Origin of the sequence: Idiomarina sp. (assembly GCF_048265525.1) — a bacterium.
Lineage (GTDB): Bacteria > Pseudomonadota > Gammaproteobacteria > Enterobacterales > Alteromonadaceae > Idiomarina.
The window spans coordinates 1-22014 of the sequence record NZ_JBLXBI010000001.1; the positions used below are offsets into that span (position 1 = coordinate 1).

General features: G+C 45.9%; 16 protein-coding genes and 1 rRNA gene. 12 read left to right on the forward strand and 5 right to left on the reverse strand.

Annotated features, from left to right (window positions below; genetic code table 11):
* Positions 1-16 precede the first annotated feature (16 nt).
* From rrf to ACN0TF_RS00050, 10 genes are all read left to right on the forward strand, one after another.
* Positions 17-132 (forward strand): 5S ribosomal RNA (gene rrf, locus ACN0TF_RS00005).
* A 160-nt stretch (positions 133-292) separates the two neighbouring features.
* Positions 293-559 (forward strand): DUF4212 domain-containing protein, encoded by a 267-nt coding sequence (locus tag ACN0TF_RS00010; RefSeq protein WP_011234430.1) that lies wholly within the window; start codon positions 293-295, stop codon positions 557-559.
* A 6-nt stretch (positions 560-565) separates the two neighbouring features.
* Positions 566-2281 (forward strand): sodium:solute symporter family protein, encoded by a 1716-nt coding sequence (locus tag ACN0TF_RS00015; RefSeq protein WP_417440270.1) that lies wholly within the window; start codon positions 566-568, stop codon positions 2279-2281.
* A 106-nt stretch (positions 2282-2387) separates the two neighbouring features.
* The gene (locus ACN0TF_RS00020) at positions 2388-4220 is read left to right on the forward strand and encodes a DUF294 nucleotidyltransferase-like domain-containing protein (RefSeq protein ID WP_417440271.1); all 1833 of its coding nucleotides are present in this window, start codon (positions 2388-2390) and stop codon (positions 4218-4220) included.
* A gap of 2 nt (positions 4221-4222) precedes the next feature.
* Positions 4223-4870 carry a 3'-5' exonuclease gene (locus tag ACN0TF_RS00025; protein ID WP_414018586.1) on the forward strand — a complete coding sequence of 216 codons (648 nt, stop codon included), beginning with the start codon at positions 4223-4225 and terminating at the stop codon, positions 4868-4870.
* Positions 4871-5162: 292 nt separating this feature from the next.
* Positions 5163-7874, forward strand: a complete 2712-nt coding sequence (locus ACN0TF_RS00030; RefSeq protein WP_417440272.1) for a TonB-dependent receptor plug domain-containing protein — start codon at positions 5163-5165, stop codon at positions 7872-7874.
* Between the two features lie 102 nt (positions 7875-7976).
* Complete coding sequence (locus ACN0TF_RS00035; protein ID WP_414018585.1) at positions 7977-8891, forward strand: SAM-dependent methyltransferase; 915 nt, start codon at positions 7977-7979, stop codon at positions 8889-8891.
* Between the two features lie 160 nt (positions 8892-9051).
* A complete protein-coding gene (locus tag ACN0TF_RS00040) occupies positions 9052-11892 on the forward strand; it encodes a TonB-dependent receptor plug domain-containing protein (protein WP_417440273.1) in 2841 nt (946 codons plus the stop codon).
* 470 nt (positions 11893-12362) lie between these two features.
* The gene (locus ACN0TF_RS00045; RefSeq protein ID WP_417440274.1) at positions 12363-12929 is read left to right on the forward strand and encodes a FlgO family outer membrane protein; all 567 of its coding nucleotides are present in this window, start codon (positions 12363-12365) and stop codon (positions 12927-12929) included.
* A 14-nt stretch (positions 12930-12943) separates the two neighbouring features.
* Positions 12944-13543: a FlgO family outer membrane protein gene (locus ACN0TF_RS00050; RefSeq protein ID WP_414018582.1), complete on the forward strand. Its 600-nt coding sequence runs from the start codon at positions 12944-12946 to the stop codon at positions 13541-13543.
* Positions 13544-13628: 85 nt separating this feature from the next.
* Here ACN0TF_RS00050 and ACN0TF_RS00055 read toward each other — a convergent pair whose 3' ends face one another.
* The 5 genes from ACN0TF_RS00055 to ACN0TF_RS00075 all read right to left on the reverse strand — a co-directional run bounded on the left by ACN0TF_RS00055 (position 13629) and on the right by ACN0TF_RS00075 (position 17293).
* Positions 13629-14351, reverse strand: coding sequence for a DUF1499 domain-containing protein (locus ACN0TF_RS00055; protein WP_414018581.1), 723 nt, complete (start codon positions 14349-14351; stop codon positions 13629-13631).
* An 83-nt stretch (positions 14352-14434) separates the two neighbouring features.
* Positions 14435-15226: a DUF547 domain-containing protein gene (locus ACN0TF_RS00060; RefSeq protein ID WP_414018580.1), complete on the reverse strand. Its 792-nt coding sequence runs from the start codon at positions 15224-15226 to the stop codon at positions 14435-14437.
* A 12-nt stretch (positions 15227-15238) separates the two neighbouring features.
* Positions 15239-15637 (reverse strand): hypothetical protein, encoded by a 399-nt coding sequence (locus tag ACN0TF_RS00065; RefSeq protein WP_414018579.1) that lies wholly within the window; start codon positions 15635-15637, stop codon positions 15239-15241.
* Between the two features lie 51 nt (positions 15638-15688).
* The gene (locus ACN0TF_RS00070; protein ID WP_414018578.1) at positions 15689-16228 is read right to left on the reverse strand and encodes a carboxymuconolactone decarboxylase family protein; all 540 of its coding nucleotides are present in this window, start codon (positions 16226-16228) and stop codon (positions 15689-15691) included.
* A 141-nt stretch (positions 16229-16369) separates the two neighbouring features.
* Entirely contained in the window at positions 16370-17293 is a 924-nt protein-coding gene (locus ACN0TF_RS00075) for an AraC family transcriptional regulator (protein WP_414018577.1), read from the reverse strand.
* A 208-nt stretch (positions 17294-17501) separates the two neighbouring features.
* Between ACN0TF_RS00075 and ACN0TF_RS00080 the strand changes: the two genes are divergently transcribed.
* Together ACN0TF_RS00080 and ACN0TF_RS00085 are read left to right on the forward strand one after the other, a co-directional pair.
* A complete protein-coding gene (locus tag ACN0TF_RS00080) occupies positions 17502-19811 on the forward strand; it encodes a TonB-dependent receptor (protein WP_417440275.1) in 2310 nt (769 codons plus the stop codon).
* A gap of 9 nt (positions 19812-19820) precedes the next feature.
* The gene (locus ACN0TF_RS00085; protein ID WP_417440276.1) at positions 19821-22013 is read left to right on the forward strand and encodes an FAD-dependent oxidoreductase; all 2193 of its coding nucleotides are present in this window, start codon (positions 19821-19823) and stop codon (positions 22011-22013) included.
* Position 22014 lies beyond the last annotated feature (1 nt).

Here is a 22014-nt window from a genome sequence, read left to right on the forward strand (position 1 = left end):
GTTGTGACAGTTTATGTCTGGCGGCCATAGCGGTGTGGCACCACCTGAATCCATTCCGAACTCAGAAGTGAAACACACCAGCGCCGATGGTAGTGTGGGGTCTCCCCATGCGAGAGTAGGTCACCGCCAGACTATTAATAAAACAGCCCTTCGCTTATGCGAGGGGCTTTTTTTATGTCTGAAATTCTCCTTTCAATCAGCTACGACCAAAGTCCTATTCCCCTTGTTAACAATTGCATTTACATTTGTTATCGATTCAAAACAATAATGTTGAACAACTGGAGGGGACGTTATGGCATTCGAAAGCGAATCCCATGCCAAAGCGTATTGGAAAGAAAACCTCAGCTTGATGCTCAAGCTGCTAATTGTATGGTTTGTCGTTTCCTATGGCTTTGGAATTATATTGGTGGACGTGCTTAACGAAATCACTTTCTTCGGCTTTAAGCTGGGATTCTGGTTCGCACAGCAAGGCTCCATTCTGACTTTCATCGTGCTTATCTTCATTTATGTGAGAGGCATGGCCGCGTTAGATAACAAATACAATGTACACGAGGACTAAGGCGCTATGGATATTCAAACGCTCACCTTTATAATCGTCGGCCTGACTTTCGCGCTATACATAGGTATTGCGATTTGGTCACGTGCCGGCTCAACTAATGACTTTTATGTAGCAAGCGGCGGAGTTAACCCTATTGCCAATGGTATGGCAACGGCCGCAGACTGGATGTCAGCTGCTTCTTTTATTTCAATGGCGGGTATCGTAGCCTTCGCAGGTTATGATGGCTCTGTTTACCTAATGGGGTGGACTGGTGGCTATGTACTGCTGGCTATGTGTCTTGCTCCTTACTTACGTAAGTTTGGCAAATTCACCGTGCCCGACTTTATTGGTGACCGCTATTACTCTCAGACTGCGCGTACTATTGCAGTTATCTGCGCGATCCTGATCTGTTTTACCTACATTGCAGGTCAAATGCGAGGTGTTGGTGTCGTATTCTCCCGCTTCCTGGAAGTTGACATCGCAACTGGCGTTATCATCGGTGCCATAATTGTCTTCTTTTATACCGTACTGGGTGGCATGAAAGGGATAACCTACACTCAGGTAGCACAGTATATTGTATTGATGTTCGCTTACATTGTGCCTGCGGTATTCTTGTCATTAATGATGACCGGTCACGTACTGCCTCAAACGGGCTTTGGCGCCACCATAGCCGATGGCGTTCCGGGCTCCGGGCAGTTCTTACTTGAACGACTGGATGGATTATCGACCGAGCTAGGTTTTGCTGAATACACCGAAGGTGTGCGTAGTAAAGTTGATGTGTTCTTCATTACTGCAGCATTGATGGTAGGTACCGCTGGTCTGCCTCACGTTATCGTGCGTTTCTTTACTGTACCGAAAGTACGTGATGCACGCCGTTCAGCTTTCTGGGCTCTGACTTTCATCTCAGTAGTTTACTTAACAGCTCCGACTATTGCTTCGTTTGCTAAAGTAAATATTTTCAACACCATCAATGGGCCAGACCTACAAGGTGTTGAATACGATAACGCGCCAAGCTGGATTAAAAACTGGGAAAAAACCGGTCTTATTACGTGGGAAGACAACAACAACGACGGCAAAATGTTTTACTCAGGTGATGAACGCAATGAAATGACCATTGACCGTGACATCATGGTATTGGCGAATCCAGAAATTGGTGAATTGCCGGCCTGGGTTGTCGCTTTGGTTGCTGCAGGTGGTGTTGCGGCTGCACTTTCCACTTCCGCTGGTCTTCTACTCGTTATATCAACCTCCGTTTCGCATGACTTACTGAAACGAAATTTGGCGCCGAATATAACGGATAAACAAGAGTTGTTCTACGCCAGGGTTGCAGCTGCGACGGCAATTGTCATCTCAGTCTACTTTGGTATATACCCGCCCGGCTTCGTAGCGCAGGTGGTCGCCTTTGCCTTCGGCTTAGCCGCAGCAAGCTTCTTCCCTGCGATAATCATGGGTGTGTTCCATAAACGTATGAACAGCACAGGTGCGATAGCTGGTATGGTTGTCGGTATACTATTTACCTTCAGTTATATCGTGTACTTCAAATTCGTCGCCCCCGAGCTGAATACTCAAGAGAACTGGTTGTTCGGAATTTCCCCTGAGGGTATTGGTACCTTAGGCATGATCATCAACTTTGTTGTAGCAGTTGTCGTGCATAAGTTTACTGGTGACGCCCCGGAAGAAATTCAGGAACTGGTTGAGTCTATACGGTATCCAAAAGGGTCCGGTGAAGCTAAGTCTCACTAACGAGATGTACCTCAATTGAAGCCCAGCCCCGTGCTGGGCTTTTTATTGACTAACTCAAGTTAATACACAAAACTGAAATCAGCTTCTTTATAATTTAGGATTAGCCATGGAAGTTAATTCATTTCTACAAGACTGCCCTCCTTTTGACACGTTATCTGAAGAGCAAAGAAACTGGGCTGTCTCTCAGTTGCAGTCGGTCTATATGAATGAGCAGAACTGTAACGATATATTAAAAGATATGAGGCCTGCGCTGTTTATCGCGCGTTCAGGTGTGTTTGATTTACGAGGAGCTGACGGACGACTGATAGAGCGTTTGGAGAACGGCGATTTGTTTGGCTACCCGTCTTTGCTATCAGGTCGCGAAGTGGTTAATAAATTGCAGGCGATAGAAGACGGTATCGTGTACGTGTTGCCACAGTCGGCGTTTGATCGCCTTCGTAATGCATCAAAACCTTTCGAGCAATACTTTATAAGAGCCCATGGGCAACGTTTATTAACAGAACAAAAAAGTGATGATGGCACCGATAGTGACTGGAGCGAGCAGACGGTTGGCAGTGTTGTGTCCATGCCTCCGGTCAGTTTATCCAGTAGCACATCGGTACAAGAAGCCGCTAAGTTAATGGCTAGCCATGGAATATCGTCTGTTTTGGTCGTTGATGAAACCCAGCTGGTCGGCATTTTAACGGACAGAGACTTAAGAAACCGGGTAGTGGCTGAAGGCTTACCGCTGGATGTGCGCGTTTCTGCGGTAATGACACAATTACCTGAATCGGTTTACGAAAATCGTTCGTTAATGGATGCGCTAACCACTATGACCTCCAGTAATATTCATCACTTACCGGTGGTTAATGACCAGAACCAACCCGTAGGGATGGTAACGGCAACGGACTTAATTCGTCAGCAACGTAGCGATCCTGTCTTTCTTATCAGCGCCATTCGTAAGGCAAATAGCAAATCCCAATTAATAGAAGAAGCGCAAAAACTTCCCGAGTATCTGCAGACCTTTGCCAACCGCGTAAAGCAAACCTCTGTCTTAGGACGGCTTATGGCATCGGTCACTGATGGCATGACGCGTCAACTGATACAGCTGTATGAACAAGAAAACGGTGCTGCACCAGCCGCTTATAGCTGGTTAGCATTTGGCTCGCAGGGCAGAGAAGATCAAACTTTAAGCTCAGATCAGGATAACGGTCTTTTACTCAGTAATGATTTGTCCGATAAGCAAAAAGACTGGTTTGCCGGTTTAGGAGATTACGTCTGTGAAGGGCTAAATGAGTGTGGTATCCCATCTTGCCCGGGAAATATTATGGCATCCAACCCCGAGTGTCGGGGGACTATAGACCAATGGAAGGAACGTTTCCGGAGCTGGGTTGAAAGCCCGACACCAAAGGCACTCATGTATTGTCAGATATTTTTTGACAGCAGGCCGGTTGTTGGTCCGGGTAAGTTTTATCAAGAATACCGCGAGCAGATTGCGAGCTTAGCGAAGAACGAGATGTTCCTGGGGAATTTAGCTATTTTGGTTAACCGCATAGCCGTACCTTTGGGGTTGTTTAACCGCCTACGTACAGAGGATACCGATGACGGCGATACCATAGATATTAAACGTTACGGCATTGCTTTAATTAACGACATTGCGCGTATTTACTCATTGCAGGCCGGAATCACGTCACCAGGCACTGCTGCACGTTTAAACGCACTAAAAGGCAGCCGTTTGTTAAATCGTCGCGATAATCAGTCACTGCTGGAAGCCTGGGAATTTTTGACGCAACTCAGGTTGAACCATCAGTTAAAAGTATGGGGCAGCGACAAACCAAAGAATGCCATAGACCCTGATGAACTGAGTACGCTTTCAAGACGTCAGTTAAAAACTGCTTTTAAAATTATAAAAGAAGCGCAGCAGGGCGTTGGTCTTAAGTTTAGCCGGCAAGGGTACTAATTATGTCTCAGTGGCTGCAAAAACTGGCTCATTGGTACGACAGACGACAGAAGTTAAAACAGCCGTGGCAAAGCCTGCGATATGTAGCGCTCGACATTGAGAGCACCGGACTGGATCCGAAAAAGCATCAAATTTTATCTATTGCCTGGATGAGCATTCATCCACCCGTGATGCACCTGGGGAACGCCCAGTATCATGTTTTCGCTCACGGACAAGAGCTTGAACTCGGGCAAAGCCCCACCATTCATGGTTTAACCAGGCAAGATTTTTTGCACAGTTCTGAACCTAAACAAACCTTTGCTATGCTAAGCCGTGCTTTGAATGATGCCGTGTTAGTTTGTCACCACAAAGGTATGGACTGGCGTTTTCTGAAGCATATAGAAGCGCAGTACGGTATTCCTTTTAAACCCCTGGCTATATTCGACACCTTAGCGTTCGAAAAACATAAGCTTGAACGCAACCCTCATCAACCTATTCACGGCGGTCAGCTGACTCTTAGTGCTTGTCGTAAGCGTTACAACTTACCTGACTATAATGCCCACCATGCACTGACCGATACCGTTGCTTGCGCTGAGCTTTTTTTGGCGCAGTGTTACGGGTTCAACATGTCTAAACCCCCTTTAAATTTGTTAATAAAAAGTATTGGTTAATTCATTAAAATCAACATTTTACAATCAGTAAACATATGTGTTTTTTATAGTTACACTCGTTAATTTTTTTAATAAAAAAGAATACTTAATAGCCTTTAAGGTTAATTGTTGAGCAGTCAGTTCCAGTGCTATAAGAAAAGACCTAAGTGCCTATTGAAATGAACTCCTTACAGCGTTAAAAGGTTGTTACCGAAAACGGGTGGTCGAACAATTAGTAGTCAGGCTACCATCGGTTTCAGGTTGCTTTCGCCAATCAAGCAACTCAAAAATAATGTTCCAGGGAGTAATTTTAATGAATACTAATACCTTCCGTAAAAGCGTAACAGCTTTGGCTGTTACTGCGACGTTAGGCTTTCCTGCATTTGTTGCAGCACAAGACTCAGGCGCTAACGATGTTGAGCGCATTCAGGTTACAGGTTCGCGTATTAAGCGTACCGACATGGAAACCGCAAGTCCGGTTTCTGTATTCGACGCCGAAGCTATTGAAGCTTCTGGTTTTACCACTATGGAAAACTTTATCCATAATCTTCCTTCCATGAACGGAGCCATGAACGGTTCCAGTACAAACAATGGTTCTGGCGGTTACGCAACAGCAAACCTTCGCGGTTTAGGAAGTGCAAGAACACTCATTCTTATTAATGGTCGTCGCTATGCATCAGGTGACCTGAACGCCGTTCCTATGGCTATGGTTCAGCGTGTAGAAGTTTTGCGTGACGGCGCTTCCACTATATACGGTTCTGACGCCATTGCCGGTGTTATCAACTTTATTACCAAGACAGATTTTGAAGGTGCGGAGTTTAGTGCCCAGTACGACTTAACTGGTGAAGGTGATGGTGAAACCACTAAGCTTTCAGGTGTTATTGGTACGTCAAGTGGTAAAGGCAGTGTTGTTTTGGGTCTTGAATACCAAAACCGTAATGCAATCGGTCAGGCTGACCGTGATTTTTCACGCATTCCGCTCGCTGAGAAAAATGGCAAGGCCGTCTTTGATGGTTCTACAATAAATGAGTTCGGTTCTTTTGTACCAACAGGAGAAAAGAACACATACGTACTAGACCCTCAGACTGGTGAACAGCGTTTGTTTAATGCGCAAGAAGACGGTTATAACTACGCAACTGATTCTTACTTAAAATCACCACAAGAACTCTTTACCATTAACGCGGTAGCTAATTACGATATTACTCGCGATTTACGCGTGTTCTTAGAGGGTGGTTACGCGAATCGTCAATCTAATCAGCTATTAGCGCCAACAGGTACTTTTTGGGGCGCGCCAGTTGACGCGGACTTTGAATATAATAAAACTGGAAAAGACCTATCGGTTTACCGTCGACTGACTGAAACTGGTGGCCGGGAATATACACAGGACTTCTCAGATTATCGAATGGTCTTAGGTTTCGAGGGCTACCTGGATAACGGTTGGTCATGGGATATTTCATATAATTATGCTCGTTATGTAGATACAACGGTAGAGTATAATCAAGCAAACCGTACACGTTTCAATACGTTGCTTGATGAAGAACTTTGCAATAGCGACGAAGAGTGTCCGGGAATATGGAACCCTTTCGAGGCCGATTCATTGACTGATGAAATGATGGATTATGCTCTGATTGCCAATTCTCCTGTTGTTCGTGGCACCACCAAACAGTTTATGGCGAACTTAACTGGTGACACAGGTAGCTGGTCATTACCTGCAGGCTCTATTGCATGGGCTGCTGGTGTTGAAAAACGCTGGGAATCTTATGAAAACCAACCAGACGGTGCCGCCGCGATTGGTCAGATTTATAGCACTCCAGGTATTCCATCAGAAGGCTCGTATGATGTGGAAGAAGCTTATATTGAGGTAGATGCACCACTACTGCGTGATTTACCCGGTGTACAATCTTTAGATTTATCGGCTGCTGTAAGACGTTCCGATTACAACTTCCTCGACGCACAAACTACTACTAAATTTGGTCTTGAGTACGTTCCTAAAGATGGTTTATTGGTGCGTGCAACTATCGCGGAAGGGTTTCGTGCCCCCACTATTGATAACTTGAACAGTCCTCAGGTTATTTCATTCTCTAGGTACGTTGATCCCTGCACTGAGTATGGCGACAGCAGCAATGATATTCTGGATGCTAACTGTAAGGCCGATGGGTTAGATAGTGATTTCACTCCCAAAACTAGCCAGTCAGCAACCATTTTATCTGGAAATGCAGATCTGAAACCAGAAACTTCTGATAGCTTCACGCTGGGTGTAGTTTATCAACCAGAGTTTATGGATAATTTAAATGTCGCTATCGACTACTACGATATCGAAATTGAAAACGGCATCGGCGCGCCAGATATAAGCTTGATTGCTGAGCAGTGTTACACAAGTGAAAACTTTTCTTCTGCATCATGCGATTTAATTCTGGGACCAGAGGCCGTTGATACGAAAAGCTGGCCTTCTTCTGATTATCGCGATGCGCAGGGTACGTTAGCTGGTACCGATGCAACGACTCAAAACATTTCAACGTTTGAAACGTCTGGTATTGATTTTGACGTTAACTGGAATGATGAAGTTGCCGGAGGCCTTCTAAACTTGCGTCTTGATGGTACATACCTGAAGGACTATAACTATCAGGTTCAGGAAGGTGCTGCTCCTTTGGAACTCGCCGGTAATTTCGGTGCTGATTCTAACTTCGCAGGTCGTATCGCTGCTTTCTCAAAATGGCGTACTAACTTCACCGCGTCTTATAAAGTTGAGGATGTTGCTGTCACTTGGATCTCACGATTCCAGTCTGGAGTTGATGATGTCAACTACGATAGCAGCGACTTGAGCAGCTCAGTAGGTAGTTACATCTACCATGACATGCAAGCGTCTTACTTCTTTAATTCAGAGACAACCTTTACGCTGGGTATTCGTAACTTGTTCGACAAGCAACCTCCGTACGTATCGAACAACAACGATATGAATACGTTGAACACCTCTTACGATACAGCGGGTCAATACTGGTATGCACGTGTTGGCTTCCGCTTCTAATAGTCTTTTTAGAGCGTTATAAAACAGCAGCCCGGCTCTTTGAGCCGGGCTTTTTTGTGGTAGCATGAAAGTATCGTTGCAGTAGTACTGGAGTGTATAACAATGAAAACAACAAAAAACCCGTGGAGTGACTATTGGCAAAAAGGCGAAAAAGCTAGCTTTTTAGACGATAAAGCACGCCTACAGGCCTACCAAATGCGCAAGTTCTGGTTTGAGCGTATGGACGAAAATGAGTTGAAGCAACCAATTGTGGATGTAGGCACTGGTAACGGCATTGTCGTTCAATGGCTAACGGAATATTCGCAAGAAAAAGGCAAAAAGCTCGATGTGCTGGGAATAGATTTAGCCGAGCTTAAGCCTTTTAATGACGGATTGAAGCTACACGCCGAAACGCCTTACGAAACCTTTAAGCTGCCTTCGAATAAAAAAGTGGGCACCTTTGTGTCGCACTTTGGTCTTGAATACGGTGATATGCAAGCTGGGCTTAAAAATTTACACCTGCAACTTAAGCGTGGCGGGAATGTTATTGCTTTAGTGCATTCGACCGATTCAAACATATATAAAAACAGCAAAGCGTTGTTTGAGTTTATCCCTTCTGTGCTTAAACAGTTGAAAAAATCGGTAACACCGCTTCAGGAAGCCCTGTTAAAACATGGTCCTAATAATTTGCCAAAAGCCGCGTTGCAGGAACAGCATAACCTAAACCAATTCGCCAGAAAGTACGAGCGGTACGGCGCTTTCCAGGCCATGAACTTTGTTCCGGCAACAAAGCATGCATTGCAGGCCGCGGCACAGGGAAATTCTGATGAGTCACACCGAGTGCTGTCAGGTTACATTAACGCGATAAATGAACACAAAGCCCGGTTGGTTAGTTTGCTAAGAGCAACCGAGCAATTAGGTGATATAGCTAATACTGCAGCACTTTTCGAAAGCGCGGGTTTTAAAAATGTAACGGTTCAGACCGTCGCCTTTCCTGAAACGGGAGTGGTTGGTAGTTGCGTTACGGCCTCTAAATGAAAAAAACAACAAGGCTTATTTGAAGCCTTGTTTAACACTTACCAAACAATAACAACAAAATTAACACTAAAAGTTTACAACCTTTTAACTTCCTGTTAGATTCTAAACAGCTTCTATAAAAGAAGCGATATAATAAAAACGTTCCAGGGAGTTTTTACTCATGAAAAATATGACATTTCGTAAAAGCTTAACGGCAGCAGCAGTAGCTGCGTCTTTAGGTTTTCCTGCATTAGCAGTTGCGCAAGATGCGCAAAATGATGTAAATGCAGAAGAGCAAGTAGAACGAATTCAAGTAACAGGTTCTCGTATCCGTCGTGCAGACGTCGAAGGTGCTAACCCTGTTTCAGTTTTCACAAGCGCAGACTTGGAAAAAGTTGGTATCACGGACGTTGGTGACTTCATCCAAAGAATGCCAGCTATGTCAGGTTCACCAATTGGTACTACGACCAACAACGGTGGTAGTGGTGCGGTTACTGTAAACCTTCGTGGTTTGGGTAGCGCTCGTACCTTAACGCTAGTTAATGGTCGTCGTACAGTTGACGGTGGTGACTTCCAGACAATCCCGGCTTCAATGATTGAGCGTATTGAAGTACTGAAAGACGGTGCTTCTGCTGTATACGGTGCGGACGCTGTTGCTGGTGTTGTTAACGTCATTACTAAGAAAAGTGTTCAGGGCGTTGAAGTTAACTTTCAATACCGTACGTCTACAGAAACTGAAAGTGACCGTGAACGCACTTTAAGTATCGTTACTGGTCGTGAATTTGCCGATGGCGATTTCGTGTTTGGTGTTGATATCACTGAACAGTCTCCTGTTTACCAAGGCGATACAGAATTTGATATTTTCCAGTTCCCTTATGCTGGGTTAGATGGAGATTCTGTTGCGCAAAACGGTCCTATAGCTTCAGGTCCTAATGCTAACGCGCAGTTGTTAGGTTCTGGTTCGGTACCTTGTGGTCAAGTAATCACACCATCTGGCAACTATATCTTAGGCCCATGCCAGGACGGTGAAGGTAGCTTTGAATCATGGGATGGTGCTGGTTACGTTGCATCTCGTGATGACTTCCGTGAGTGGGTAGGCTCAGGTCCAGGTAACGATACATATAACTATGCGCCTGTAAACTTCATCCAGACCCCATATACTAAGATCAATGTATTCTCAAATGGCTCGTTTAAGGTAGCGGATGACGTTGAAGCGTATACTGAACTGCGTGTAAATAAACGTGAATCACAACAAATGTTAGCGGCTACTCCTTACGATACAGCGTTTAACCCTGCTTTCTCTAGCGATCTTGCTGTATCCCCAGATAACTATTACAACCCGTTTGATGAAGATGTAACGCGAGTTCGTCGTCGTGTTTTAGAAGTTGAGCGTGGCTTTACTCAAGACATTCTTCAAGGGCAGGCTGTATTAGGCCTACGCGGTTATCTGACAGATACTTGGAGCTTTGATGTAAACTATAACTACGGTTATAGATCGCGTACAGATATTGACACTGGTCAGTTTACAGGCTCGCGTTTAGCAACAGCCTTAGGCCCATCCTTTGAGGATGCAGAAGGAAATATTGTTTGTGGTACACCAGGAAATGTAGTTGATGGTTGTGTGCCAATGAACCTTTTCGGCGGTAATGGCTCAATCACCCCTGATATGCTCGATTATGTAGGTGTAACGCTGTCCGATCACTACAGAAGCCAATTAGATACGTTTAATGCTTCATTGTCTGGCGATTTATTTGAACTGCCTGCGGGCTGGGTTGGTGCAGCGTTTGGTTATGAATACCGTCGTGACTGGTACTCTTACTCACCTGACTCAGGTAAAGCTCAAGGCACTGTAACCGGTAACACCGGTGGCGGCACCGACGGTAGTATAGTTGTGAACTCCTTGTTCGGTGAGGTTGCTTTACCAATTCTGTCAGGCGCACCTTTAGCTGACATTTTAGAAGCAGATGTTGGTTTCCGCTACGATGACTTCAGCACATTTGGTAGTGAAACTACGTTCCAGGCAGGTATTCGCTGGCAGCCAGTTGACGGCTTGTTAGTACGTGGTACTTACGGTGAAGTATTCCGTGCGCCGACAATTAGTGACTTGTACAGCCCTCAAGTTGATAGTTTCCCTTCAGGATCTGATCCTTGTCGTGCGACTAACTGGGGTGACTTAAACGGTGATCAGCAAGCTAACTGCGTAGCCCAAGGTGTACCTCAAGGCGGTCATGGTAATGATGACTCTCAGTTACGCGCTAAAGTTGGCGGTAATGAAGAGCTACAACCTGAAAGCGGTGATACAACGACTATTGGTTTTGCATGGTCTCCTGAGTTCGCGGATGGCTTTAACGTTACTTTAGACTGGTACAAAATTGATATCGAAAATGTTATCGATTCAGTCTCGGCGCAAAACACACTAAACGGTTGTGTTAATGGCGTTCAATATTTATGTGACCTAGTTACTCGTCGTGACAACGGAACACTGCAACAGATTGTTGCATTGCCTCAAAACTTAACTTCTCGTGTTGCTGAAGGTATTGATGCGGAATTTGAATATAACTTCTCTACTGAAGTTGGTGAGTTCCGTGCATTCTTGGGTTGGACTCATGTTTTGAAACGTGAAAACACAGTTGTTAACGAATTTGGTGACCTAGAAACTGTTGATTTAGCTGGTACTTATGACCAACAATATACTGGTGAGACTTATGCAGAGGACAAAGCTAACTTTACGTTAGACTGGTTCTGGGAAGATCTCACAGTTTCGTATGCTGCCGAGTACATCGGTGGATTGGATTATGAGTTCCTTTATGTACCTCAGCCGTCTACAGTTGATTCGCAGATGTATCATGACTTGTCAGTAGCTTATGACAGTGAGTGGGGAACTCGTTTCTCTATCGGTCTTACTAATATTACTGATGAAGAACCTCCATACATTGATGGTGCTTTGAACGGTTCAACCGATCCGTCAACCTATCGTGTTCTTGGACGCGGTGCCTTCTTCCGTGTAAGCCACACTTTCTAAGTTGATTACTTTGTAAGGCAAAGCCCAGCATTAGCTGGGCTTTTTTGTTTTGGCTGTTACTGAATAGCTCGTCTTAAGTTTCTCGATTATCGAGAATTATTCAGAGAGTCCGACATCAAGAGAACTCTAGCCTCGTCGTGGCCTCAGGGTATTTTTAATATGTCTTTTCCCGTTTCAATATCATTGAGATGCTTCTCAAGCTCACGTATTCGCAGTTTATCGACGAGCAGTTGTGCTGCTTCAAGTCGAAATTGAGGACTGACATTAGGTTTTGGCCTCTTGGCGCATGATAGCGTCTTTAATTAGTTGGCCAAATTCAGTTTTACACTACATTAAAAGCTGGTGAGTGGAACAATTATTGTTTTTCATATAGCACAAGCGATCGAAAATCGAATGCACGACTTTATAGCTAAACCTTCCCCAGAACCAGCCGATAACAACACATAAGCGCTATCATTAAAGGTCAGGCTATGTTTTATCGGGTGCTCATTCTTTGTTTCTCACTACCGTTTTTCTTGTTGTCAGGCTCAGTAGGGGCGCAAGCTAACAATCCCCACGAAGCTATCGGCGACGACTTAGCGGAGCAGCTCGCGAGTCAGCTCTCGCACAACAATCATTCTCACTATGGGTCTAATATTGGCGTAACTCGCTGGGTGCTGGCGGAAACGCTTGAGCAGCCGCAAGCGGGTGACTCGTTAAACGAACTCAGCCATCAGTTGAGCGAAAGCATCTATGCGCATCTTAAAGAGCGTAATTTAAGCCTGGTTGAGTTTCGTGCCCAGTCTTACATCTCTGTCGCAGAAGAGGGAGCTACGCTGCTTTCCCGTAACGTAGATGAACTTGAACAACATCCTGAAATTGACTGGGTTCTGGTGGGAACTCTGTCTCGTAAGGACGCGGGGACTATGGTTAATTTGCGTATTGTTGACCGTCGTAATCAGGAAGTTTTGGCTGCGGCTAATCGTTATGTTCCTAAGCACTTGTATTGGCCAAATAAACAAACTGAATTAGTTAACGGTCGTTTACAACGTCATTAAAAAGAGGCATCGCCATGAAGTTATCCATTTTTGTAAGTTTTACTGCGTTGTTTCTGGGTGCCTGCACCATGTCGCCGACTAAGCAGGAAGTAGCGCAGACTGAAGTAAGCGAGGAAGAGAAAGCGGTAGCAGAAGAAATTTATACTCAGCCGTACAGTGCCAGGTATAGCTCAGAACTTGCCGAGCAACTGGTCAAGAATGCCAGCATTCGGTTAAATACCGCCAAGGTGGGTATAACCAATTTAGTTGGGGTAACTGGTCAATATGATCAAAGCTCGCCGTTAAGTATGGTGCTGTCAGAGCAATTGGTGCAGGAGCTACACAGTCGTGAGCTAAGCGTTCTCGACTTTAAAGCAACTGACTTTATCCGGGTGACTCCAAAAGGTGACTTTGCGTTAACTCGTGACTATCTGGAACTCGATGAGATTATGCCAATTACTCATGTATTGGTCGGTACTTTGTCTCATCACCGGGATGGCGTTATGGCTAACGCTCGGCTAGTGAATATCAATACCAAAGAAGTGGCCAGTGTGGCTCAGGTATTTATTCCGGAGTCGGCGGTTAGGCAGCTGGACGAAAACTATGGGCAACCGGTACTTCGCAAGGCTCCATAAATAGAAAGGGCCTGACGCTTTGTGTCAGGCCCAATACTTTCCAACGTAATACTTTCTATCGTAGCTTTTATTAACGTAACTTTTACTAACGTAATTCGGGCTTCAATAAAGACATAAACTCACGAATGCGCTCAGCATTTTTGCCCACATCGCTGCGGCCCACACGTGACTTACTGCGAATATCTAACTGGCTACCATCTGCTGTACTGCGAACTCTTATCACTACGTCGTCTTTAAAACCAAACCAGGTAGTGGTTGCCGTGGCTTCAATTCTGCCTTCTGCTTCAGAACTTTCTACTAACTCCCAGCCCATTTTATCTACGGCCAGTAATGCAGCCGAAAAAAGTTCATTGGGTGACTCCAGTGACTGGTATGTGCTTAGTTCAGGGTAAGCCTGACGCTGTTGTTTCGCGGTCTCTTCTCCGGCATATTCAACCGGATTGGGCGCATCTGCACGTAGCGGGGCTATGGCAACAAACTCAGGTGGGTTTTGTGTGTCAGTTGTTATGTCGTGAATGGCAGGCACATTCTGTGCTTTCAGGTACTGACTGAAAGGCATATAAAAAGCAAAGCCTCCGGCAATAATGGCTAAACCACTAAGCCCGGCAACCAGCCCTTGTGGGCGACGAATAAAGTACCAGATAATGTTAAGCACAAAGGTTGCCGCACCAATATAAGCAGCCCAGCGCAATAATAAGAATGCTGTGCCTAGCTCAGCCGTTCCGCTTTTGTATAAAGGCCCTGATATAGCCAGCAGCACGACAGATAATAAACCCAGAAGAATAAATAAACCGTGTAACGCTTTCATAAAGACACCCTTGAAGTAATGTTGTCTGCTATTACGTCACTACATTGGGTTTGGGTCAACGGGAATTTAACAGTTTGACCCTTTTAGCGGTTTTCTAAGTTATTTAATTTCCAGTTATAGTCAACAAAACGAATATCTAAAGACTCGAAATTCATATTCTCACCGTTGCCTGAGCTATTGGAAAGAGCCCCTGAATAGGTTCTCAGATAGTCTTGAAGCCCGTCAAAATCCTCCCGGTACCAGTCAAAAATTTTCGACAGATAAATGCCTTTATCATCAATACCGTTTTTATCGCGGTCGCTTAAAAAAGTGATCATCTGATCTTCTAGTTGAGTCTCCAGATTCTCACCGGTAAAGGCTTCCGCGCGCAGCTTAGGGCAGCTTACTGCTGCGCAGACTAAAGCGGCATGTATGCGGGGCTCGTCAAAATCGACCCGAATTTTTTCGTGCTCAACCCAATCCAAAGTACGCTTTTCACTTAGTAGTGTAAAAAACGACTTCTCCCATGGGCTGGAAAATAGCCCGCCTAAATCGCGAATAGAATCAGCATCGCCGGATTCAAATTTATCGATATTGTCGATAATAAGCTGCAGGGTGAAACCGTTATATGCGTTGATTAAAAAGGCCAGTTGCTGCTCATGCGTCCAGCTTTCATATTGCTCTGTCTCAACTGCTGACAACGATGCGAGATAATTGTCCAGAGGCTGACGGTTTTTAGACAACTCACGGTAATTAACCGCAGACTTTAAACCGTTGTTATAGACTGTAACGTGCTCACTTAAAACATCGCTGAAAGCGGCATGAGATTGGTTAAATGACTGTGCGGATGCCGCCATTTGCCAGCTCATAGCCAGAACAAAAAATATGACTCGCATAGTCGCTCCATCTTAAAGGCTCAGTTTGGTATCATACTCGCGTAGTATAAAGAGTGCGATACAAGCGGCTAACATTGGCCATGCCGCAAAAAACAGAAGGTTGTTAAAGGCGTCCAGGTATTGTGGGAATGACGAAAACGTCGACACGGCATGCATGATTAATATTAAACCGTAGGTTATCGTTTTCCATAGTCCAGCAATAAAAGCCAGACAAAGAGCCACTTGAAGTCCGCCCAGTACAGCCGCTAAAGTCGAAGACAAACCACTTATTCCATAAAAGCCTTCGAACACTGCGGCGGTATGCCCCGGGTTCACAAACTTATCTAGCGCCCACACAAACATGACAATGAAAATACCGACCCGGAGTGCTAAAAGTGCCCATGGGAGTTTTTGTTCTAGTGACTGACTCATAGTTGTTTCCGTTGTTGGTTTTGATATTTCACCTGGTGCCATCGCATTCTGCTAGGCGAACTTTTTAAATGGTTCATCTATAGGTGTATTTGCAATATGGTTTGTAAAGTTGCTCATCGTTTTCTGAGCAATTCCCAAAATAACCTCAAGTGCCTGACGCTGTCCGTAACCGGCTTTATAAAAAGACTCAAGCTCAGTTTCGTCGGCGTTACCGCGCTTTTCAAGCATGACCAAAGTAAACTGGCGCAGTGCTTCCAACTTGTCATCGCCTAAGGGCTTACCTGTTTTAATGTTGTCAGTAATAGAATCATTGGCGCCCATATTTTTTGCAATAGCAGTATGAGCAGGAACGCAGTAATGGCATTCGTTGAAAACATTGATGGTTTGCCAGACAACCGTTAACTCGTCTTTGTCAAAGCTACTATTCACGAAAAGCTCGTGCACTTGTTGGTAAGCGTCCAGAATGCCGGGCGCTTCAGCCATGACAGCGTGCAAATTGGGGATCATACCGAAAGCTTTTTCAGAGCCTTCTAACAACTTCTTGCTTTCTTCGGGGGCCGATTCTTTGTCATGCAGTTTAAAGTCACTCATATTTTGCTCCTGAGCTTTTAAGTTGTATTTAATGTTGTGAGTATGAATATAGAATAAAAGCTCAAAAATAAAAGCAGGGCGTAGCAATTCCCGCTGTTTTAGTCATGAATACAGGTGTTTTTGCGTGCTAAGACGAATTAGCTACGAGTGAGTTTGGTGGCGGTACTCTGCTGGGGAGAGACCCGCATACTTTTTGAAAAAGCGGCTGAAGGCTGTTGCCGATTGATAGCCAAGTTGCTCTGCAATCAAGTCCACCGATAGCTGCGAGCTACTTAGCATTATGCGTGCCCGTTGTAATCTGAGTTGGTCGACGAGTTTTTTCGGGGTTACGCCAGTTTTCTTTATACACCTTTCTGCAAACGCACTGACTGATAAATAAGCGAGTTCTGCCAGTCGTTCTACAGTCCAGTCCGCGCCCGGCTCGTTAATCACGGCCATAATAACTGTGCGCAACTGGCGATCACTCAGAGCGGCTAAAGGGCCACGAAGAGACTCTCCCTTATCAATGACTTGCCGCAGCAGATTCAGGGAGAGAACGTCACTTAGCCGACTAATCACGGTTTGGTATCCGGGAGACTGATTAATTGTCTCAGCTCTGATTAATTCAATAATATGTGATAGCTGCTGATGTTGGTCTGCTTGTTTTAGAATGAGCCAGGGAGGGAGAAGTTGAAATAGAGTATCATTTGCTCCTGGAGCGGAGTTAACGTCGTAACAAACAACACCAGATTGCTCATGGTCGCGCTGACAATACTTGGGAATATCGGATTCGCTTATGTCAGATGGAATTTGAGCCTTACTCAGAAAGTGAGAAACGTCTTTATTAACGAAAATAATGTCTGACGCACTTAGTTTTATTGGTTCGACCGAAGAACCCGGTAAACCAAACCAGCAGTCTCCATTTGTGACAACATGAAACGCTACTTTTCCCGGCTCTTTGGCCATTAAGGTCCAGTGGCCGCATAGGCCTGATTCAAAGTGCAGTTCGGTACCCCGGGCAACTTGTTCTAACAGTTCGTTGAGAGCTTCCGTTGTTTGAGTTGGGTTTCCTGTTGTTTTTGTCATTCCGTTATAGGCTTAAGTAGTGAATACTGACTATTATGCGTGATGCGTTTTAAGAGTAAAGGTTTTGAGCCTTTGCCGTTGATTTATGAAGATTAATACCTTCAGAAGAACGATCTTATTTCTGGCGATAAACGTAACTGACTAGCGCAACAAATAACGCTTTTAGTTTTGTTTAGTAACTCATTTGGTCTAATAAGGAAATACAAGAATGAAAAAGTGGTGGTGGCTAGGGTTCTTACCGTTAACGGCGGTGGCACAAGAAAAACCAATGGAAGTTATTGAGGTTATTGGTCGCGACGACGGAAGTGTCGTGCTGCCATCGGAAGAAGCAACCGAAGGCTTGTTTGGTTTAGCGGAAAGCCTGCAGGAAATCCCCCGCGCTGCCACGGCTATTAGTGCGTCGTTAATGGAAGAAGCTGCCATTAATGACTTACATGATATTGCGCGCTTTGCGCCTAACAGTTTTGCTGCGGCGGGTTTTGGTAATCCTTCGCTGCCGACCATTCGCGGCCAGCTTGGCGAGTTATTTGAAGCGGGCATGCGCCGTCAGGCCGGTAACAATGGGCTTGGTATTCCCATGTCGTTTAACGCCATTGAGGGCATTGCCGTTGTTAAAGGGGCGCCACCGGTTATGCTGGGCACCACACAACGCGTGGGCGGTTTTGTCAATTTGCAGCCCAAAACCGCTCGTCTGACTGAGTCGGACTCAACCTTGAAAGCCCAATTAGGCGAGTGGGAGCAGTACCGGTTACAGCTAGACCATAATTGGGTGTTAAAAGAGGGCGAGCAAGGCCTGCGAGTAAGCGCCGAGTACGTTGATGAAGACAGTTTTTACGACTTTCACCAGCATCGCAGTAATGACCTTTTGCTGGCGTATAAGCTTGCGCCTAACGACGACACGCTACTGGATATTTCCTTAGAATATTACGATGTTGACTGGACAGACAACGCAGGCATTAATAGGCCGACGCAAAACCTGATAGACCATAATTTGTACATTACCGGTCAGGGTGTTCAGCCAAATGGTTCGAGGGTTCCGGGGGCCGGGGCTGTTGTCAGCCCAACCGGAGAGGTTCGAATTGACCGCAGTACCACGTTAACCGACCCGCTCGACACTAATACCGCTGAAACTACTCTGTTACACGCAAAGCTTCAGCATTGGCTGAACGATGACATGGTGTTGGTTAACCGAACGTATTATCAGTATTTAACTCGCGAAGGCATTAACCAAAACAGCTTTGTTGAAATTATTGATGACGCTCACACCTTTGAAAACCGCACCGAACTGCACATTAATAAGAAAACGGTAGTGGGCGTTAACTTGCGAATTAACGATGTCCTGGGTTATAGCCAGTTCTCAACCGAGGCGGATAATCCTATTGATTTGACAGGCCCACTCAGTAATCGCCGTATTCCGTTAACCAGTGAACAAAAAGCGCGTCTAATTGAGTTGCGTCCGGATCTTTGGGTATCGCCGGGTAGCCAGTACGATATTGACGGCGATGGCGCGGGCGATTTTATTACGTCAGACACCACCGACTCAAAAAGTTATCAGTGGGGCGTTTTCGCTCAACACGAGCTGGATATTACGGACAAATGGCGTGTTACCGGTGGCGTAAGAGCCGACTATTACGACGTGGACGCAAAAGACCCAATTCCACCTCAAGGTGTTCAAGCAGCGAATGATACCTACAGTGACTGGCTAACGGCGATGAGTTTATCAACGCAGTATAACTGGACGCCCGATCTAACATTCTACGCAACCGCCTACGAGAGTGATTCTACGTCGAACGCGATGGCGGGTGGTACTGTGTTGAATGCCGCCGGTGAAATCGATTCGCAAAACTTTGCCACAGAGAACTCGCTTTATGAACTGGGTGTGAAATACGCTCCAAGTGATGCTCGCTGGTACGCGGACGCTGTGGTCTTTGACCAGAAGCGAAGCTTACGCAACCGTGATGGCTCTAACAGCGGTATTCGCACCGAGGGTTTTGAAACTCAGTGGCATTACAGCCATGAGGCGGGTTACTGGATAACTCTTGCAGCCAGCTATATTGATGCGCACTATGACAACTCTGCGGCGTCGCAGGGTACAGGTCAGGTGGCTGATGTGTTTGATGATTCACGGCCCGATATTATAGAAGGTACAGGAGTTGGCTCGCCTAATTTCACCGCGTTCCCTGCGTCAAACCAGCAATTACAGGGCATTCCCGAAGTACAGGCGTCAGCAGTTGCCGGTTGGCGGATAACCCCTGAATGGTCGGTAGGTGGCGATTTAAGCTATACCAAGCACTACCCTTTAGATTACCTGCAAACGGTGTTTATACGCGACCAGCATACGTTGAACCTGAACGCACGTTATCGCTTTAATGAACAGTTAAGCGCCCGTATTGACGTGTTTAATGTAACAGATCAGGACAACTGGTCACCGGTATTTGAAGGTGGTTACTTTGGTGCAACCCTGGCCTTTCCATCGCAGCCAAGACACGCGCGTTTGAGCGTCGATTACAAATTTTAAGGAAAGCTCATGTCACTGAAAAAGCTGTTGTTGCTGTTGGTTATTGTCGCGTTATTTATCAGCGCTTTTGCATTTGATTTAACGCAGTATCTGTCTCTGGATGTACTAAAAGAAAAGCAACAGCAGCTTAATCAGCTTTTTGTTGATTATCCTTTCACTGTTTTTGCGGTTTACTTTGTTATTTATGTGGCGAGCACGGCGTTGTCACTACCCGGTGCAACGATTCTGACGCTGGGCGCTGGCGCTATATTCGGCCTGGGTTGGGGGCTTTTACTGGCCAGTTTTGCAGCGTCTCTCGGTGCTTTTCTTGCCTTTTTAAGTGCCCGCTTTATTCTGCACGACTGGGTACAGGAAAAGTTCGGTGAGCGCCTAACCGCTATTAACCGTGGCATGGAGCGCGACGGCGCGTTTTACTTGCTCAGCCTGCGTCTGGTTCCGCTGTTCCCGTTTTTTGTTATTAACCTGGTTATGGGTCTGACCAAAATAAAGGTCTGGACTTTTTACTGGGTAAGCCAGCTAGGCATGCTGCTGGGCACCGCTGTATACGTTAACGCAGGAACTCAGTTAGCAGAGATATCCAGCTTGGGTGACGTTATCTCTGCCGACTTAATCGGTGCTTTCGTACTATTGGGCATATTCCCGTTAATTGCTAAAGCGGTACTGGCCTTTTTGAAACGCCGCAAAGCCTTTAAAGGCTATAAAAAGCCTAAGTCTTTTGACAATAATCTGGTGGTTATTGGCGCCGGTTCAGCAGGGTTAGTCAGTGCTTACATAGCGGCTACAGTAAAAGCAAAGGTTACCTTAATTGAAAAGCACAAAATGGGTGGTGACTGCCTGAATACCGGTTGTGTGCCTTCAAAAGCCCTGCTTCATGTGGCGGAGCTTGCTCATAATGCGCGTAACGCCTCAAGTGCGGGTGTTCATGTTGGCAAAGTGTCGGTTGATTTCAAACAGGTTATGCAACAGGTGAAGTCGGTTATAAAAGAGATTGAGCCGCACGACTCGGTTGAGCGTTATACCAAATTGGGTGTGAATGTAGAGCAGGGAGATGCGCGGATTGTTTCCCCCTGGGAAGTTGAAGTGACCAGCAATGTCGAAGGTAAGAGCGAAACCAAACGCATAACCACTCGCAGTATTATTATCGCGACCGGGGCGAAGCCGTTAGTGCCAGATTTTGAAGGGCTGGATAAGGTCGACTATGTAACCTCAGACTCGCTCTGGGAATTGGAAGAATTGCCCAAGCGCTTGTTAGTTCTGGGGGGCGGGCCTATTGGTTGTGAGTTATCTCAGGCGTTTCAGCGTTTAGGTTCACAGGTTACTCAGGTGGAAATGGCCGAGCGGCTTATGGGCCCGGAAGACGCTGACACAGTGGAGCTGCTAACTCGGCGGTTAACGGCAGAAGGCATTGATATTAAGCTGAACCACAAAGCGTTGCGTTTTGAACAACACAATGGCGAATCGGTGCTTATTGCTGAGCACACTGTTGATAACGAAAGTGTTGATAACCAGAATGCCGACCAGAGCAAAGACGTTGAGATACCCTTCGACAAAGTATTAATTGCACTGGGGCGGCAACCCAATATATCGGGCTTCGGTTTAGAAGAGCTTGGCGTGCAAACCAATAAAACAGTCAGCACCAATGAGCTTTTGCAAACCAACTTCCCTAATATTTACGCCTGTGGCGATGTTGCCGGGCCTTATCAGCTCACCCATGTTGCTTCGCACCAGGCCTGGTATGCCTCGGTGAATGCCTTGTTTGATCCTTTCAAAACTTTCCGGGCTGATTACTCTGTCATTCCCTGGGTTACCTATACTTCGCCGCAAGTGGCGAATGTGGGGTTAACCGAGCAGCAGGCGAAAAAAGCCAATAAACCTTACGAAGTAACCGAGTACGACATTGGTGAACTGGATCGCGCCATTGCCGATGACAGCGCCTATGGTCGGGTGAAAGTGCTGACTAAGCCCGGTAAAGATGAACTATTGGGTGTGAATATTGTTGGCCCGCAGGCCGGTGAGTTGCTGGCGGAATATGTGCTGGCAATGAAACACGGCATTGGACTGAATAAAATATTGGGCACCATACACAGTTATCCGACTCTGGCGGAGGCGAATAAATACGTGGCCGGTGAGTGGAAGCGCGCCAATGCGCCGCAGAAGCTGCTAACATGGGTTGAGAAATTTCATCGCTGGCGCCGGAGTTAAA